Source organism: Caldithrix abyssi DSM 13497 (assembly GCF_001886815.1).
GTDB classification, from domain to species: Bacteria; Calditrichota; Calditrichia; order Calditrichales; family Calditrichaceae; genus Caldithrix; species Caldithrix abyssi.
The window spans coordinates 1778469-1793836 of sequence record NZ_CP018099.1 but is presented as its reverse complement, the minus strand read 5'-3'; the positions used below and the strand labels follow the sequence as shown (position 1 = coordinate 1793836).

General features: G+C 47.4%; 17 protein-coding genes. All 17 read right to left on the bottom strand.

From position 1 onward, the window contains the following. Positions 1-13: 13 nt before the first annotated feature. The gene (locus tag Cabys_RS07010) at positions 14-892 is read right to left on the bottom strand and encodes a flagellin N-terminal helical domain-containing protein (protein WP_006929565.1); all 879 of its coding nucleotides are present in this window, start codon (positions 890-892) and stop codon (positions 14-16) included. Between the two features lie 18 nt (positions 893-910). Beyond that, positions 911-2254: a flagellar hook-associated protein FlgK gene (gene flgK / locus Cabys_RS07005; RefSeq protein ID WP_006929564.1), complete on the bottom strand. Its 1344-nt coding sequence runs from the start codon at positions 2252-2254 to the stop codon at positions 911-913. A gap of 12 nt (positions 2255-2266) precedes the next feature. Beyond that, positions 2267-2788, bottom strand: coding sequence for a flagellar protein FlgN (locus Cabys_RS07000; RefSeq protein WP_006929563.1), 522 nt, complete (start codon positions 2786-2788; stop codon positions 2267-2269). Further along, entirely contained in the window at positions 2781-3158 is a 378-nt protein-coding gene (locus Cabys_RS06995; protein WP_006929562.1) for a hypothetical protein, read from the bottom strand. The genes Cabys_RS07000 and Cabys_RS06995 overlap by 8 nt, the downstream gene beginning before the upstream one ends. An 11-nt stretch (positions 3159-3169) precedes the next feature. Beyond that, on the bottom strand, positions 3170-4309 hold the full coding sequence (locus tag Cabys_RS06990) for a flagellar basal body P-ring protein FlgI (RefSeq protein ID WP_006929561.1): 1140 nt from the start codon (positions 4307-4309) through the stop codon (positions 3170-3172). Positions 4310-4323: 14 nt separating this feature from the next. After that, entirely contained in the window at positions 4324-4923 is a 600-nt protein-coding gene (locus tag Cabys_RS06985) for a flagellar basal body L-ring protein FlgH (RefSeq protein WP_006929560.1), read from the bottom strand. After that, a complete protein-coding gene (gene flgA, locus Cabys_RS06980) occupies positions 4920-5645 on the bottom strand; it encodes a flagellar basal body P-ring formation chaperone FlgA (protein ID WP_006929559.1) in 726 nt (241 codons plus the stop codon). Before flgA ends, Cabys_RS06985 begins: the two co-directional genes overlap by 4 nt. A 6-nt stretch (positions 5646-5651) precedes the next feature. Next, on the bottom strand, positions 5652-6440 hold the full coding sequence (gene flgG / locus Cabys_RS06975) for a flagellar basal-body rod protein FlgG (protein WP_006929558.1): 789 nt from the start codon (positions 6438-6440) through the stop codon (positions 5652-5654). A 19-nt stretch (positions 6441-6459) separates the two neighbouring features. Next, positions 6460-7170 carry a flagellar basal-body rod protein FlgF gene (flgF, locus tag Cabys_RS06970; RefSeq protein WP_006929557.1) on the bottom strand — a complete coding sequence of 237 codons (711 nt, stop codon included), beginning with the start codon at positions 7168-7170 and terminating at the stop codon, positions 6460-6462. Positions 7171-7690: 520 nt separating this feature from the next. Further along, the gene (locus Cabys_RS06965) at positions 7691-8845 is read right to left on the bottom strand and encodes a PAS domain S-box protein (protein WP_006929556.1); all 1155 of its coding nucleotides are present in this window, start codon (positions 8843-8845) and stop codon (positions 7691-7693) included. 15 nt (positions 8846-8860) lie between these two features. Then, positions 8861-9145, bottom strand: coding sequence for a hypothetical protein (locus Cabys_RS06960; RefSeq protein ID WP_150125324.1), 285 nt, complete (start codon positions 9143-9145; stop codon positions 8861-8863). 14 nt (positions 9146-9159) lie between these two features. Then, a complete protein-coding gene (locus tag Cabys_RS06955; protein WP_081475083.1) occupies positions 9160-9933 on the bottom strand; it encodes a sigma-70 family RNA polymerase sigma factor in 774 nt (257 codons plus the stop codon). Next, positions 9930-10181, bottom strand: coding sequence for a hypothetical protein (locus Cabys_RS06950; protein WP_006929552.1), 252 nt, complete (start codon positions 10179-10181; stop codon positions 9930-9932). Before Cabys_RS06950 ends, Cabys_RS06955 begins: the two co-directional genes overlap by 4 nt. After that, positions 10169-11050 carry an AAA family ATPase gene (locus Cabys_RS06945; protein ID WP_006929551.1) on the bottom strand — a complete coding sequence of 294 codons (882 nt, stop codon included), beginning with the start codon at positions 11048-11050 and terminating at the stop codon, positions 10169-10171. The genes Cabys_RS06950 and Cabys_RS06945 overlap by 13 nt, the downstream gene beginning before the upstream one ends. Then, on the bottom strand, positions 11047-12219 hold the full coding sequence (locus tag Cabys_RS06940) for a flagellar biosynthesis protein FlhF (RefSeq protein ID WP_006929549.1): 1173 nt from the start codon (positions 12217-12219) through the stop codon (positions 11047-11049). The genes Cabys_RS06945 and Cabys_RS06940 overlap by 4 nt, the downstream gene beginning before the upstream one ends. Continuing rightward, on the bottom strand, positions 12209-14281 hold the full coding sequence (gene flhA / locus Cabys_RS06935; protein ID WP_006929547.1) for a flagellar biosynthesis protein FlhA: 2073 nt from the start codon (positions 14279-14281) through the stop codon (positions 12209-12211). Before flhA ends, Cabys_RS06940 begins: the two co-directional genes overlap by 11 nt. Further along, entirely contained in the window at positions 14274-15365 is a 1092-nt protein-coding gene (gene flhB / locus Cabys_RS06930; protein WP_006929546.1) for a flagellar biosynthesis protein FlhB, read from the bottom strand. The genes flhA and flhB overlap by 8 nt, the downstream gene beginning before the upstream one ends. Between the last annotated feature and the right edge of the window lie 3 nt (positions 15366-15368).

The following is a 15368-nucleotide window of genomic DNA, read 5'->3' as shown; positions in this document are numbered from 1 at the left end:
CATCATCCTTCCCCTACAGATATTTGAGCAGGCTGAGTCCCATTATCTGACTGGTTGATTGCAAGGCCGCCTGATAAGCGATCTCTTCCGATTTTAATTTAATCATCTCCTCCTCCAGCACGGCGTCTTCTTCCTGAGAAATAAATTTCTGAAAATTCTCATTGGTCGAGATCATTCGCTCTTTTATCAATAGCAGATTATTAATTTTTGAGCCGTAAACGGCGCTCACATTAAGGATATTTTTCTCTGAACTCTTTAAATTTTCCAGCGCGCCTTTAAGGGCGTCAACATCGTGGTTTTCCAGGGCGACGATGGTTTCTTTCAAGGCATCGAACACGCTGGTTTGCATTATTTCCGATCCCGTAACGTTAATATCCATCACAATCTGCCTGGACATTCTGCGTCTGATGTGTTGATCGTTGCCCTGATAAGTAACATCCAGGTCGTTTTTCTCAAAAGGCGTGGTTTCTTTGGTAATCGTTCCGCCAAATACATTTTTACCCAGATAGGTAGTATTTAACGTGGCCACCAGTTCATCCATCATGCCGCGCAACTGTTTGGCCAGCGAATCCATCAACTCCGGCGTGGCCACAGCGTCCGTGCCTTTGGTGGCTTCAATTCGGGCGTCAACCACATTCTGATAAATCTGTTCAAGCAAACTGGACGTATGATCTAACCAGCCTTCAGATTCTTCTATATTTTTAAGGAACACTTCATTCTGACGATAGGCCTCGCGCATTCTCTGGGCTCTGGAGTAGCCCACAGGATTATCCGACGGCAGTTTAATCTTTTTCTGCGTAGCCAGACGATCTTGCGTGTTCATTAACGTTTCGCGGCTTTTGAATAAACGCTGCATGGTGTTGCGCACAAACATGGATTGTGTAATTCGCATGGTCATCCTTTCCCTATTTTAGACCATTTGCATGACGGTAGCCATCATTTCATCCACCGTGGTTATCACTTTGGCCGCCGCTTCGTAAGCCTGTTGATATTGAACCATACGCGTCATTTCCTCATCCATAGAAACGCCCGTTACGGAATCGCGTTGATTTTTTAACTGATTGACAATCATCTCCTGACTGTCCGCTAAAAAGTCCGCTTCCTGGATGTTTTCGCCCAGGCCGGTCAAAAAGGTTTGATAGTACTCATGTGCGGTGCCTTCTTTAAAAAGGCCGGCAAATTGCAGGTCGCTGATTTGCTGAGCAATGCTGCCGTCGCCTTCTGCCCCGCCCCTTGCCCTGCTGGCGATCAGATCCGGATTTTCGGCAATCGCCTGATTGACTCTGAAATCCGACATGCCGGCAATATCATCGGCAAAAAAATTGATCCCGCCGCTGCCGTTCAGATTTTCGCCCTGAGTGTGCAGTTCGTTCACTTTGCGGGCAATGGTTCGAGCCAGCGCATCCAGTTTTTCTTTGTACTCCGGCAATGTGTCGTTGTAAAATTCCACCAGCGAAGACAGCGCGCCGCTGCTGGGATTAATCTGATAGCCGCTGCCTTTCAATTGAATTCTGATTTTCGAATGGCCCTCTTCGGTAACTGTTTTTGCTTCCAGCTCATTCAAAATATCGTGAGAGACGAGCAATATGCCGTCGGAATATACGTTTACTTCGCCGCTGTCTTTTTCTTTAATTTGAATATTGATTTGCTGAGAAAGCTCGTCTAAAATGCGGTCTCTTTGATCCAACAATTCCCCATTGGGTTGTTTGCGAATTTGCTGATTGATTTTGTGAATGAGTTCTATTTTTTGATTAATGTCGTCCACTGTCATTCTGGTTTCGGGCACAATTTGATCTTTGATGTTTTGCAGGCCGCTGTCAATTCGCTCAAAAGTGTCCGCCAGGACCATCGCTTTGTCTAACACCAGATTCCGGGCAAAATCGCTTTCCGGCTCTTTGGCCAGATCGTTCCAGGCGCCAAAAAAATCGCTCATCACCTTCGATAAACCGGCATCGCTGTTTTCGTTAAACAGCACCTCCACCTGCGAAAGCAGGCGATGGGTGTTCTGGTACTTTCCCAGATGCTGGTTTTCGGTATAAATCTGGTATTCGGCAAAGCGCTGCCGCAATCGAACAGCGTCGGTAATCGACAGGCCCAGCCGGCTGTAACCGCCGTTTAACTGATCAAAATTAACGCGACGACGACGATAATATTCGTTATTGGCATTGGAGATATTATCGCTTGTTGTTTTGACCGCCGACTGGTAAGCCAACAAAGAACGCTTACCAATCTCTAAAATACTGGAAATACTCATGATCTTCCCTTATCAAACATTGTAGTTTACCACCTGTTTGCCTGCCGTTGTTTTTTTTTCTTGCCCGCTGCTGGTGTAAAGCACGTTTTCCTGATCTATGGCGTACAACATCTCGATTACGCCCCGAACGTAGTTCAGGGACGATTGAACCAGTTGTTGATTTTCTCTGTTCAAACGTCGAATTTTATCAACCGCGCGAGAAATACGTTGCTGCAGGCTACGCCAGCGCGCCTGCTCTTTTAACGGCAATTGTTCGATGTAGCTATTTAACTGCAGGGGTAAATCCAGATTTGTATTGCTTAATAATTCATTCAGATATTTTTCTCTGGTTTGCAGCATTAACTCCACTTTTTTAACCAGCAGACGTTCCACGCCCGAAAGGTTTTCCATGGTTTGTAGATTGTTTTTAATGATGGCTTCTTGTTTTTGCTTTACGGTTTCGGCCAGATAGCTGTAAGCGTGGATTTCTTCCAGCAGCAATTGAAACAATTTTGTTTTGGTGGATTCATTCGAAGTTAGCGACAAATTACTCATTATTCCTCCCTGAAATTATGTTTTGGGGAACTAAATCGATCCAGTTCTGCGCGGGCAGTTCAAGGTTTTGCGCAGAATTATCGCCTTTGTGCATATTGCGGTAAATGAATTCTGCCAGTCCAACGCCGCCGCGTTGAGCTAAATCTTCGCCCATCACCGAACTGAACATCATCGAAACCAGATTATTCGACTGCTTTTTGTCGTCAAAACGGGGAATTGTTTTTTCCATGGCTTTTAAAACAAAGGTCAAGAACAGCCCTTCCAGTTGTTTGGCGCTTGCGCGTAACTTTTCTTCTTCTTTGTTGGTCGTTGGTTTTTGTGAATCTTTAATGGCCGTCTGGCGCAAAACATCCAGTTTTACGGATTCCATCAACCTTTCTCCTAATTTATGACCAGTTTGGCTTTTAAGGCGCCGGCCTCTTTGATGGCCTGAAAAATAGCGATGATATCCCGCGGTTTTAACCCCAGTGTATTAAGCGCCGTGGCCAGATCGCTTACGGTTGCGGTTTTTTGAATGACCGCCGTCTTCGCTTCTCCTTCTTGCGCCGTGGTCTGCGTTATGCGCGTGACCACCGTCCGTCCCACTCTGCTAAACGGCGCGGGCTGCGAAATAACCGGCGAGCTCATGGTGTGAATGGTCAGGTTGCCGTGCGAAATCATTACCTCGTCGATCTGCACATTGCCTCCGGCCACGATGGTTCCGGTTCGCTCATTAATCACCACGCGCGCTTCCACATCCACATTAACCGTCAGAGTTTCTACCTGCGCAATGTAGCTGATAGCCTGCGCGGGATTTTCCAGCGAGTCGGGAAAGTACAGTTGAACCAATCCCGGACTTACCGGGCGGGCCAGGTTATTGGCGCCGGAATCGCCGGCAAAATAGGCGTTAATCCTGTTGGCAATGCGTCTGGCCGTTACAAAATCGGGTTCGTTCAAATGCAGGCCGATGGGTTTGCGCACGTCGATATTTTGATTGGGCGGTTCAACCTGCAAATAGCCGCCATCAGGAATGCGCCCCACCAGCGAATGATTTTTCTTTAAACGCTCGCCGGCCGAAGTTTCCACATTGTAACCGCCAACGGAAAGCGGGCCCTGCGCCATGGCGTAGATATTGCCCGCGCCGTCGCGCAAAGGCGTCATCAACAGCACGCCGCCTTCCAGACTGGTAGCGTCTCCAAGAGAAGAAACCACCACGTCAAACCTTGCTCCCACATGGCTAAACGGCGGAATTTGAGCGGTAACCATCACGGCGGCCACATTACGCGTGCGCAAAGCTTCGCGCGGAACCGTAATGCCAAAGCGTTCCAGCATGTTGCTGATCGATTGCACCGTAAAAATGGCGCCCCTTCTACTGGCCGGCCGATCGCCCGTTCCCGCCAGGCCAACCACCAGACCGTAACCAATTAACGAAACGCGATTTCCGTTTTCGATGGAAACGATGTCTTTAATCCGAACTTCGGATTTTAAACCGCCCACCATCAATCCGCTAATGATCAAAATGCTCAATAAACGATTGCGCATCTCTTCCCTTCCCCCTATTTAAAGGCAAAGTAGCCTGCGCTGGCGGCTACCATGATTCCTGCCAGGGCAAAGCTTAAAATTTTGGTTACCGTTCTGGTTTGAATAAACCTATGTCCGATGCCCGTTTTACGATAAGTAATTCGCGCGTCTGCAATAAGGTAAGAATAAACCGTATTGGCCGAACTAATATCCCGCGGGCGGACATAGCCTTCTAACTTCATTAAATTTTCTTCGCCGTTTACGTTTAGTTTTCGCTCGCCTTTGATTTTAAACATGCCGTTTTCGGTCTGCTCCACGATACGCACCGAAATACGCCCGCTTAAACGGTCGGATTGCGAGGTGCCGTCCTCGCCCTGGTGTCTGGATTGAAAGCCCCCCGAACCGCCAAACACCGGTAAAAAATCGGCAATATTGCCTGAGGATTTGGCATTCATCCCAATTTCCGAATTGAGTTTGCTGTTGCTTTTGGATTGCCGGCTGGCGTTGGCGTTTTCCACAATGATCACCGACAACACATCGCCCACGTGATGCGCTTTAATATCGCTGTAAAGCGACGGAATGGCCTGAGCGAAACTCAACGCGCTTAGCGCCAGAACAATCAACATACTTTTCATAAAGCCCTCGAATGGTTAATACACACAACGCCGGGAGAAGTGACCGTGCCTTTCAGTCTTTTTCCGGTCATCAAATTTTTTACCGATACCTCATCGCCAATGCGTCCGGCCGAGCGAGCAATGCCTCTGGTTTTAACCACCAGTTCGCCGGCCTTTACCTGTATTTCCACCTCATCCCCCGGCTTAACAACGGTTGGATTTTGAACGTCTCTGGCGACCAATATGCTGCCTTTGGGAATAAAATGTGCGCTCTCCTTACCTACAATTTGCGAAGCATGCTGCAGGGCGCTGCGGTAAATTTCCGTATCGGTCAGCCAAACCTGCTGCTGCACGATATGATCTTCTGTAACGAGTTTACGGAAACCGATGTTGCTGGCAGCCAGAAACACCGAACGGCGGATGGCTATTTTTACGGTTACTGGCGTTTTTAAAACGGTTCTGCCGCCCTTTGACAACTGTAGCCAGATGGTCTGATGTCCCAGGCGCGGCAGGGGCGACTGCGAGACGCACTCGATGCGGTAGTCGTCAACTGCCAGATGCGACAGGTCCGGCAAACGCAGGTAGCTGATGCGCAAATCTTCCGTACTTACCGCAAAGCGCTCTTCGAAAAAAGCCTGAATTTTTGCTTTGACCTTATTTTCCAGATGCGATTGAGCAAAAGCCTGCATCGCGCCCAAAAAGATCATTAAACCAATCCAGAGAAGATTACGCACTGCTTTCATGGTCGCCTACCTTTTTAAATTATTGATCAACGCCAGCAATTCATCGGCGGTTTTAACCGATTTGGAATTGATTTCGTAAGCGCGTTGGGCCACAATCAGATTGATCATCTCCTGAGCTACATCCACATTGGATTTTTCCAGATATCCCTGCATTACGCCGCCAAAGCCCTGTTCATTGGGCAAACCGAAAATGGGTTCGCCGGAGGCTTCGGTCACGGAGAACAAATTGCCGCCGCGAGCCAGCAAGCCCGCCGGATTCATGAAGGTAACCAGCTCAATTTGCCCGATTTCCTGCGGTTCGTTTTCTCCGTCAATCATCACCGTAACCAGGCCGTTTTCGCTGATCTGGATGCTGCTCACGTTATCCGGTATGGCAATCTCCGGAACGATTTTAAGTCCGCTGTTGGTTACCAGGTAGCCCTCGGAATTGATCTTTAAAGAACCGTCGCGCGTGTAAGCATAATTGCCGTCGGCCAGTTGCACCTGAAAAAAGCCTCGTCCGTTAATGGCCAGGTCCAGCGAATTGCCGGTTTGCACCACGTCGCCTCGCGTAAAGGAACGAAAGGTGTTGATCGGCCGACTTCCCAGGCCAATTTGCAACTTCACCGGGTTTTCATGGCCCCGACGCCCGTCGCGATCGCCAAGCTGCAGGTTTTCGTAGAGCAAGTCCTGAAACTCGATGGCGCTCTTTTTAAAACCGGTTGTATTTACATTGGCCAGGTTGTTGGCGATTACGTCCACATTTAATTGCTGGGCGGTCATCCCCAGGGCCGCTGTTTTTAATGCCCGTAACATGCCTTCATTCTCCTTTTATTTAAAAATATTTGCCCACTTCGGTCGCTGCTTTACGAAAAGTTTCGTCCAGCGTGCGCACCATGCGCTGGATGCTTTCGAACTGCCGCTGAACTTCGATTAATTGAATCATCTCTTCCGCCGGATTCACATTTGCTTCTTCCAGAAAGCCCTGATGCACTTCCAGCTCTTCCACCTCCTTTGCCTGAACCGAATCATCAACCACAAACACGTTTTCTCCTTTCTTTTGCAATTGACTGTAATCTTCAAAGTCTTGAATCAGCAAACGGTCGATGAAAACATCTCCGAGATAAATTTCGCCGTTGTGCGTTATGGTAATCTGCTCCGGTTTTAAATCTTCGCCGATCAATACGATTTCGCCGCCTTCGCCTAAAACGGCCATCCCCTGCTGCGTGCGCAACACTCCGTTACCATCCAGCTTAAAATGGCCGTCGCGCGTATAGGCCACGCCATCTTTGGTTTGCACGGTAAAAAAACCACGGCCAGAGATGGCCAGGTCCAATGGATTGTTTGTTTGTGTTAAGGCGCCCTGTTCAAAATCGGTGGCCATGCGCGCTTTGGAGTTGGTGTCGTTGTCTTTTAACACCTCAAAAAACATCAGGTCTTTTTTGTAACCGCGCGTATTGATATTGGCCAGATTATTGGCAATCACTTCATTTTGCTGCAGTTGCCCCAGCATGGCCTGTTTCATGGAAGTCATGTTTAGCTTCATGGTTGCCTCTCATCTATTTTTTACGGCAGTTATTGCAAATGCAATGCCAAAACCGCGCCTTTCTGTTCTGCCGCACAAAGGGAAAGCGCAACCAATTATTTTGCATTGTTTTTATTAAACTTACAACTTTCCCATTTCAAGACTTTAATTTCAACGCTCTTTCAACGCGTCCAAACACCAGAGCCGGGCGGAAGGATTTGCTTTTAATGAGGAAAAAATTACCCATGGCTAAGTGGTTGATTGGTTGAATGGTTAATCTAATAATCCCGTAGGGATGAAATGATAATAGGAGGGTGTCTCAAAAGCGACATCAAATGTATATATATCCAAAATATAGAAAAAAGATTACAATAGCCCTCACCCCCCTTCCCCCTCTCCAGATTTTCGGGAGAGGGGGAATTAAAGGGGGTGAGGGAAAGAAAAACTTTATAAAAATACATTTTCTTTGACTTTTGGGACAGCCCCTAAACGACAGAACTCCGCTGAAAGGATTGCATTGCATACCAGGCCAGGCTGTAATTCACTTCATCATGTCAATCATGTTTAGCAATTGCTGACGATCATCGGAATGGGCTGCGGGAAAGCGCAACATAAAGGCATGTTTTTTGTTTTTGGGCGCAAGATGCCTAAAATCGCCGCCGGAAGAAGTCACCATCAACTGGGCGACGGCCAGGCTGAAATTCTGTTCCAGCGCCTGACTGCCCTTTGTAAAAGGAATATCTTTTGCGCTCAATCGATCTTCATAAAAACGCAGCTCTACCCATTTTTCGTCCATATTGATCAAATCGATTTGCAGCTTACGAGATTCAGCAGCTCCGCCATGCGACCAGTTGTTCAGGTAAAAGCGCAAAAGCATGGTAAAGGCCTGTTGAATATTTAAAGGATTGCCCGGCACAAGCGGCAGTTGTTTATCTTTATTGATAAAAACTTCCACATCATGCTCGGTGAGTTCGTATTGTAGATGTTGCAGCGCATTTCCCAGACTCTCTAAAAGGTCCACCGGTTTCAGCTTCTCTTCTTCGGTCAAAAAGGCGAAGTTCCGAATATTGGTGATCACCTCATTCATTTCGTTCAACAGTAAGGTGATTTGTGTAAAATTCTTTTCGAATTGTTCTTTTTCTTCGCCTGTCCGCTGCAGTTTTTTTTGCATCATTTCCACGAGCAGGCGAATGGATGTAATGGGTTGGCTCAGCCGATGTACAATATTAATGGCCAGTTCGCCCAGTTCTTTATAGCGATCCCTCGATTGAGCGTACAATTGCTGCTGGTAGAGTTCCTTTTCCAGATTTTTACGCACGCTCACGTCTCTGGCGCTGGCAATGATAAAATCCACTTCATCCTGATTATTGCGCACAAAACCAAAGCTAATGACCACCGGTGTGGCGTAGCTGCCGTGTTTTAAGGTGCGTTCCAGCTCCAGAATGGAATGCTGGTAAATCTGTTCCAGAAAACTCTTTTCGTTCTCTTCAAACAGAAAGGGGGGGTGTAAAAAGTTATTCAGGTTATTCTTTAAAATTTGCGAAAGAGGCAGCCCCAGCAAATCGCAGGCCACGTGATTGGCATATTGAATGGCGCCGTCGGGTTTTAAAATAAAGATGGCGTCGGTAAGATGTTCCAGAATGGTTATGGTTGTCTGATAGTCGCGCAAAGTTGTTTGTTTCAACTGCTCAGCCATGTTCAGCCTCCGTTTTCAGGCAATAATATCCGTTAAATGCCGGCGGCCATTCACCAGCAATTCCCTTTGCAAATCAAAAATTTTCAGCTCGATTTTAGGACTTACGCTCAACACCTTAAAATAAACTTCCTGTTTCCGTTCAAATCGTACTCTGGATTTCATAATGAGATTTCGTCCCATTAAACGGAGCAGATAATGATCGTCGGAAAGCGTTAAAACAATACGCCCTTTGATGACTTCTCCTTTGCGCAACTTTTTACGCAGCGGGCTTAAATCGCCTTCGATTACGATCATTTTCACGGAATTCCCGGATTTTATTTCATCAATTTTACTCTGACTTTAATCAGGGTTTGATTCAAAATTTGTGAAATACGCGCTTCTGTTAAATTAATGACCTTTCGGATATCGGCCAGGGTTAGTTCTTCGTAAAAATAGAGGGCCAGAATGATCTTTTCCCGATCGCTCAGTTCATTAGAGATGATCTCTTTCAGGCGTCGTTTCAGATCAAGGTTTTCCAGCTCTTCTTCCGGACTCATGGCGCTTTCATCGGTTAAGGTATCGATTCTGTAAATGAAATCGCCTTCGTCGTCGCTAATTTTGGTGTTGAGCGATGTGGTGTAAACCAGCAGCGAGGTGTTCAAAATATCGTAATAGGTTTTTTCGTCGATGTCCAGCGCCCGGCACACCTCTTCCGTAGAGGGTTCCCTGCCCAGCGAGGCGGTGAGGTTTTTAACCGCTGTCTCCAGTTTACGTACCTTTTCGTACTTATCGCGTCCGATCATTCCTTCTCGACGCAGGGCATCCACAACCTCGCCGTAAATGCGTTTGTAGGCAAAAGCATGAAACGGCACGCCGTTGCTTTTAAAACGCTCCAGCGCTTTAAGCAGGCCTAAAATGCCAAACTGGTAAAGATCATCGGCGTTGAGCGTGGTAGAATAGTGCAAATTGTAACGGCCTACAATGTTTTTAATTAATGGCGCGTAATGCTCAACGATTTTAGCTTTAATCCGCTCGTTGCGCGTTTCAAGATATTCTTTTACTAACGCTTCGCCTGTTTCTTTTAATTTGGAAAGTGTGGATTGCATCATTCACTCTTCTTCTCAGTTTGTTCTTTACGCTCTTGTTTTTTGGGTAAGGTGTCGGGGGGAGAGGTTGCCAGCACTCCCCAGCGTAAAATATTCAGCATAATGACGGCCAGCAAAATGGTTAACAGATAAACTACAGCGCTTCGAAAGATGCTGGTCATCAGCGAAATGCCGTTCAGAGCACACGTAACAAAAGTGATAATGGCCGCCAGACTCGCTATCCTTAAAATTAACTTTCTCAAAGGTTCCATTCTAACTGCGTATTTTTAGTTTCTAAAACCCGTTCAAAAATATTTTTATTGTAAAAACCGTTGTTAATCGAAGCCTGCATGATTCTGCGGATCATGGCCCGCACGCCGTTGGAAGCCATGCCGCTGGGATGATCCAGCACAAAAGGTTTTTGCCTTTTGACCGATCGCGCCACCAGTTCGTCTTTTAATAAAGAACCGCCGTAATAGATTTGATTGTTTAAAAACTTATGCGCCATCAAATTCATCTTTTTGTAAAGGATATCGCCTTCGTCAGCATGGTTAACCATATTCCCGATCAAAAAGATGGGAATATCTTTATTGACCGTTTTGACCACTTTAATCACAGCGTAAGCGTCTGTAATGGAGGCCGGATCGGGCGTAATCACCACACAAATCTTATCGGCGCCAAATAAAAAGGAAAGGACGTTCATGGCGATGCCGGCGCCCGTATCGATGATGATATAATCGTAATAGCTTTCAAAACGTTTAAATTTTTCGGCCAGTTTTTCCAGAACGGCAGGCTCGCTTTCGATCAGATCGATCGACGCCGAGGAGGCGGGCAGTAAATCCACTTTGACAGGGGTGGACACAATGGCCTTATTTAACGGTAAATCGTTGCGTACCACATCGGCAATGCTTTTGTCGGTGCGCATTCCAAGGTTCAGATCCACATTCCCCAGATGCAAATCGGCATCGATGATCAATACGCGTTTGCGCAGTTTTTGCATGGCGATGGCCATATTAACGGCAATGGTCGTTTTTCCCACGCCGCCCTTACCGCTGGTGATAGCGATAATTTCGCTCTTTTTTGAACCGCTATTTTTGATGTTAATGGTTGTTCCGTAAGTCGATGTCGTTTTAGCGTTCATGCAAGCCCCTCAAAGACTTTTTCGAAGATGTACCCTTCTTCCGGCAGGGCGATATCAATAAAGATGCGTTTTCCATCGCCAAAAGCGACCACCGGAAGCTCCAGCTCTTCCATTAACGTAAAAAACTTACCAATGCGCCTCGACTCGTCGATTTTGGTCAAAATAACTCCCGTGGGTTTGAGCAGCATGTACAAAGAGGCGGCCTCTAACAAATCTTCCAGATCCATGTTTAGCGAGGCCACTACAAAAATTTCATGCGGTTTAACAATTTTTACGTATTCTTCCATTTTTTTAACAAATTGAGGCGCAAACGGACTGTTGCCGGCAACGTCAACGATGACCACATCGTAATCTTTCAACTGACGCATCAGAGCGCCTAATTCGTCGTGGCGCTTTTTCTCGATAACCGTTACCCCGCTCATTCTGGAAAAGGCCTTTAGCGCTTCGGAAGGACCATAAGGATCGGTGGAAATGATGGCCACTTCGCGCTGGGCAAAAATTTGTGGATGCGCGGCCAGCTTCATGGTCATGGTGGTTTTACCAGCGCCCGTCGGCCCGACCATCATAATCACTTTTTGACGATCGGCCGCCTTTAAAGCGCTGATGTCGAAAAAGCGCATCTTTTCGCGCAGTTCCTTCTTTAAGGCAAAGATGATTTCTCCTTTAGAGGCTTTGGGGCCTTTGGGCGTAAGCTGGTACACGCGTTTAATCAGACTTTCGGCCATCTTCTTGTTAAAGCCCTTTTCCTGCAAGGCGCTTAAAATCTGTTCGTAAACCGGCGGCAGAGGTAATGGGTCGTTCACCGCGCTCTGCTGCAATTTGTTAATTTGCTCTTTTAATTCAGCCAGCTCTTCCAGAATCTTTTTCTCCTGTTCCAGCGTTTTGGGCTTGCGGGATAAGATGTTGGAAATCACAGAGTTAAAATCCTCTTTGGTTTCCACCTCAGAGGGCTTTAGCGCTTTTTGATTCTTTTTCACAGCCGGCGGATTCCAGGCCTTTACTTTTCCATTGTCTTCATCAACGGAAATGGAAACCTGCACAATTTTAGATCCATCCAGGGTGTTTTTAATCTCTCTGGAATCCAGCAAAATGATATCGCTGCCATGCTCTTGTTTGGCCTTGGTAATGGCCTCGGCCAGGCTGTTACCTGTGTAATATTTAACTTTCATGTGGATATCTCACCGTTCCAACTGATTTGACTTCGGTATCTGCAGTGAGCTCGGAATAAGCCACTACAAACAAATTGGGAAAGATCGTTTCCGTAAACTTGCGCACGGCTCTTCTGATTTGCGGCGAAACCAGCAGGGCCGGTTGCACGCCCAAATTGGACATATCTTCGATCTTATTGGCAATATCTTCAAAAAGATTATTTACTTGTTGGGGAGTAAAGCCAAGATTTTGCAAGTGCGCGCCCCCTTCTCTAATGACAGACAGAATGTGATCTTCCAGCTTGGGTTCCAGCAAAGCCACCGCCACATAGCCTTCTTCCACCTTTAAAATTTCGGTAATGGTTTCGGCGAGGGCTGATCTAACATATTCGGTAAGCACGTCGGCATCTTTAGAAAAGGGCGCGTAGTCCGCAATCGTTTCCAGAATGGTTACCAGATTGCGGATGGGGATGCGTTCGCGCAGTAAATTTTTTAAAATGGAACGAATGGTTCCCAGCGAAACATTATCCGGCACCAGGCCTTCCACCAGAGCGGCGTGCGTCTCTTTCAAATGATCCAGCATGCGCTGCGTTTCCTGCCGATCTAATAGTTTGTAAGCGTTGTTGCGCAAAATTTCCATCAAATGCGTGGCAATAACGGCCGGCGCTTCCACCACCGTATTACCGGCAATTTCTGCCCGCTCCCGTTCTTCTTCGTTGACCCACAAAGCCGGCAGGCCAAAGGTGGGTTCCTCCATTTCGATGCCCCGCAACTGCAGCGACTTATCCGGATTCACCACCATGTAGCGGTCGAGCATCACCTGCCCGCCGGCCGCCTTAACGCCGTAAATTTTGAACACGTACTCATTGGCATTAAGTTGAATATTATCTCGAATGCGAATGGGCGGCACTAAAATACCCAGTTCAATGGCCAGGCTTTTACGGATGGTACTGATCCGTTTCAGCAAATTACCGCCCTGATTGGCGTCAACCAGCGGAATCAGGCCGTAGCCCAGTTCGATTTCAAAAGGATCGGGATGTAAAAACTCCTCAATGCGCTCCGGTTCTTCGATGGCTTCGATCTCTTCTTCTTCCTGCTGCGCGGCCAGCTCTCTGCGTTTAAACACCTCGATCTGGCGGGCGATCACGGCCATGACCAAAGCGACTACGGTAAAGGGAATAAACGGCATGCCAGGCATGAGGCCCATTAAAAAGGCCACTCCGCTTGCCGCATAAATGGCTTTGGGCTGAGCGACCAGCTGGCTGGTTAACTGATCGCCCATATTGGCGCTGGCCGAAGCGCGCGTAATGACAATACCGGAAGCCACCGAAATGAGCAAGGCCGGAACCTGAGCAACCAGCCCATCGCCGACCGTCAACAAGGTGTAGGTAGAGGCGGCTTCGCTGAGGGTCAATCCGCGCTGGATGGCGCCAATCAATAAGCCGCCAATCAGGTTGATCAATGTAATCAGCAAACCGGCAATGGCGTCGCCGCGCACAAATTTACTGGCGCCGTCCATTGCTCCGTAAAAGTCGGCTTCGCGCGCGATCTCGCCTCTGCGCTTTTGCGCTTCCACATCATCGATCAATCCGGCGTTCAGATCGGCGTCGATGGCCATCTGTTTGCCGGGCATGGCGTCCAGGGTAAAACGCGCCGAAACTTCGGCGATGCGGTTTGCCCCTTTGGTAATCACCACAAAATTGATGATGACCAGAATAAGAAAGATGACGATGCCCACTACAAAATTACCCTGCACCACAAACGAGCCAAACGAGGCAATAATTTCACCCGCATAGCCCTGGCTCAAAATCAGCCGCGTGGAAGCAATGTTTAAAGACAGGCGAAAAAGCGTTAAAATCAGCAGCAGCCCCGGAAAGACGGAAAAATCCATGGGCCGCAAAATGAAAAGCGTTACAAATAGCACCAGCAAAGCGGCCGAAATATTCATCACCAGTAAGGTATCCAGCAAAAAACTGGGCATGGGTAAAATCATTACGGCCAGAATCAACACAATGCCGGCAGTTAACATCCAGCTCGAACTGGAGGCCAGCCTGGTAATAAACTTACTGTTTTGATCAGCCATTTATCTCTCCAAGATTGGGTAATCGATTTTTGTTCATCTTGTAAACCTGACTGAGAACTTCGGCCACGGCCTGGTAGAAAGCAGCCGGGATTTCTCTCCCCACTTCGCAGGCGTCATAAAGGCCGCGCGCCAGCGGTTTGTTTTCGATCACGGGAACTCCGTGCTGCTTTGCGATTTCTTTAATGCGCAAGGCTAACTTTAATTTACCTTTAGCCACCACAATGGGCGCATCCTGTTTATTTTTCGGCTCGTATTTCAGGGCAATGGCAATGTGCGTCGGGTTGGTTACCACCACGGTGGCTTCGGGCACCTCTTTCATCATACGCATGCGCGCCATTTGCATTTGTTTGCTGCGAATGGCGCTTTTAATTTGCGGGTTGCCTTCGTACTGTTTGGATTCGTCTTTAACTTCCTGTTTGGACATCTTCAACTTTTTTTCATATTGATATTTCTGATAGGCAAAATCGGCCAGGGCCATGATTAACAAAACCAATCCCACTTTTACGCTCAGTTCTAAAAAGAGGCTGGCCAAAAGGGCAATCTGTTCGCTAACGGAAAGGTAAGCGTAATTATTGATTTCGCCCAGGTACTTGTCAACCACCGAATACGAGACCAGGGCCACAATGGATATTTTAATAATCCCCTTCAGAAGTTCGACCAGCGAATTAAGAGAGAACATGCGTTTAATGCCGCTAAAAGGGTTCAACTTTTTAAAATCCGGTTTTAACGCTTTAGAAGCCATCAAAGGCCCCACCTGCACAAAATTAATCGTTAAACCGGCCACCATTACGCTGAGCAAAACGGGCATGGTTAACTGAGCAAAAACCTTTAGCACTATCAGGCTCAGATGAGGAAAGGACTGCGCCGTTAAATCCCAGGTGGAAGCATCCTGATAAAGGGTGACCAGCAAATCGCCCATCTGGTTGCCATAGGCCGTCATGGTCATTTTTAACGAAATGATTCCGGCAAACAAAACCACCACTGAATTTAACTCCCTACTTTTTGCCACATCCCCTTTTTGGCGCGCTTCTTCTCTGCGCCGTGGGGTTGGTTGTTCGGTCCTTTCCTGTGCTGTTTCTGCCATTGT

Bases quoted from the DNA above. Each gene is read 5' to 3' on its own strand.
- Cabys_RS06950 (WP_006929552.1), bottom strand. From the start codon at position 10,181: ATGGAACCTTTGAGAAAGTTAATTTTAAGGATAGCGAGTCTGGCGGCC.
- Cabys_RS06985 (WP_006929560.1), bottom strand. From the start codon at position 4,923: ATGAAAAGTATGTTGATTGTTCTGGCGCTAAGCGCGTTGAGTTTCGCT.
- flgA (WP_006929559.1), bottom strand. From the start codon at position 5,645: ATGAAAGCAGTGCGTAATCTTCTCTGGATTGGTTTAATGATCTTTTTG.
- Cabys_RS06955 (WP_081475083.1), bottom strand. From the start codon at position 9,933: ATGATGCAATCCACACTTTCCAAATTAAAAGAAACAGGCGAAGCGTTA.
- flgF (WP_006929557.1), bottom strand. From the start codon at position 7,170: ATGAAGCTAAACATGACTTCCATGAAACAGGCCATGCTGGGGCAACTG.
- flgG (WP_006929558.1), bottom strand. From the start codon at position 6,440: ATGTTACGGGCATTAAAAACAGCGGCCCTGGGGATGACCGCCCAGCAA.
- flhB (WP_006929546.1), bottom strand. From the start codon at position 15,365: ATGGCAGAAACAGCACAGGAAAGGACCGAACAACCAACCCCACGGCGC.
- Cabys_RS06990 (WP_006929561.1), bottom strand. From the start codon at position 4,309: ATGCGCAATCGTTTATTGAGCATTTTGATCATTAGCGGATTGATGGTG.
- Cabys_RS06940 (WP_006929549.1), bottom strand. From the start codon at position 12,219: ATGAAAGTTAAATATTACACAGGTAACAGCCTGGCCGAGGCCATTACC.
- Cabys_RS07000 (WP_006929563.1), bottom strand. From the start codon at position 2,788: ATGAGTAATTTGTCGCTAACTTCGAATGAATCCACCAAAACAAAATTG.
- flgK (WP_006929564.1), bottom strand. From the start codon at position 2,254: ATGAGTATTTCCAGTATTTTAGAGATTGGTAAGCGTTCTTTGTTGGCT.
- Cabys_RS07010 (WP_006929565.1), bottom strand. From the start codon at position 892: ATGCGAATTACACAATCCATGTTTGTGCGCAACACCATGCAGCGTTTA.
- Cabys_RS06945 (WP_006929551.1), bottom strand. From the start codon at position 11,050: ATGAACGCTAAAACGACATCGACTTACGGAACAACCATTAACATCAAA.
- Cabys_RS06965 (WP_006929556.1), bottom strand. From the start codon at position 8,845: ATGGCTGAGCAGTTGAAACAAACAACTTTGCGCGACTATCAGACAACC.
- flhA (WP_006929547.1), bottom strand. From the start codon at position 14,281: ATGGCTGATCAAAACAGTAAGTTTATTACCAGGCTGGCCTCCAGTTCG.
- Cabys_RS06995 (WP_006929562.1), bottom strand. From the start codon at position 3,158: ATGGAATCCGTAAAACTGGATGTTTTGCGCCAGACGGCCATTAAAGAT.